2 protein-coding genes are annotated in these 1,001 nt (G+C 40.2%); both read right to left on the bottom strand.

Annotation, left to right across the window (positions count from 1 at the left end; genetic code table 11):
- Positions 1-71: 71 nt before the first annotated feature.
- The gene (locus tag VXQ92_RS21620) at positions 72-317 is read right to left on the bottom strand and encodes a hypothetical protein (protein ID WP_000654847.1); all 246 of its coding nucleotides are present in this window, start codon (positions 315-317) and stop codon (positions 72-74) included.
- 1 nt (position 318) lies between these two features.
- Positions 319-1,001: hypothetical protein (locus VXQ92_RS21625; RefSeq protein ID WP_416683129.1), on the bottom strand; the 683-nt coding region annotated here is incomplete at its 5' end.

The following is a 1,001-nucleotide window of genomic DNA, read 5'->3' on the forward strand; positions in this document are numbered from 1 at the left end:
AACAACATCCATTTGTAAATTTGCTGGTAAAGGACTTGAGCCATTTACAGATTTAATTCTTACTTCCATTTTTAAGCCCTCAAATATTCTTCTTTAGTCCACTCAACAAACTCTTTATAAAGTTGTTGAGCTGGTTTATTTAACCGGTTGTGATAGTCGATAGTTATACGGCGCCAAGCGACTGGTACCGCATAATGCTTGGTTAGAAACATTGCTTGATCCATGCCTTGCCGGACTATTACGTAGCCCAGCAATTGCAAGTAGTACATAAAACCAAGCATGTGTTTTTGGCTCACTTTCTTGTACTGATCTTTCATGTTAGAAACCGTCCACTAATAGATAATCAGGATCAGCTTCAGGTTGAGTAGGTGTAGGATTCTCTAATTCATAGCGGCGTTTTCTCACATACCCCATTAGCTTCGGTTGAATCTGCGGATCTCGTGCAGCCACGTCTATTTCCAAAGCATCTAGCGTTGTAAGGTCTGGTGCAGTTTGGATTTGAACCATTAAAGAGGGTGGCTCATTAGCAGATGCCTTTTCTTTTTCTAGCTCTTCAAGACGTTTGTGAGTGGCGAGAAGGATAGGCTTCATTTGTTCGTCATCCCATGTGCGGGTATAACGATAAACCGCATTTACTTCTGCAGGTGTTTTTGACTCTTTTACACGCTGTAGAAGAGTATCTAGGGTTTGCTGATATTCTGGATCTACTTTAGGCTCGTTAGTTTCTGGAACTAACAGATCCTCGGATGATGAAACATAAGGCCCCTCAGTAACAACAATTGCACTATCGAGATCCTCTTTTAAATCTTTAGTAGGCTCTTCAATTACTGTTTTTTCAGTATTAACCTGAGGTGATTTCTCAACTTCATTTTCTAAAGGCTTTTCTTCTTCAACTTCATCAGTTGGCTTGTTCAGAAGTTTGAGCATATCTTCAGCAAACTCACCACCACTGACTTTAATAATCGCGCAGCAATGAGCAAAAGCATTATCAAAACTTGAGT

It is taken from the genome of Acinetobacter sp. 228, assembly GCF_048147885.1.

Bases quoted from the DNA above. Each gene is read 5' to 3' on its own strand.
- VXQ92_RS21620 (WP_000654847.1), bottom strand. From the start codon at position 317: ATGAAAGATCAGTACAAGAAAGTGAGCCAAAAACACATGCTTGGTTTT.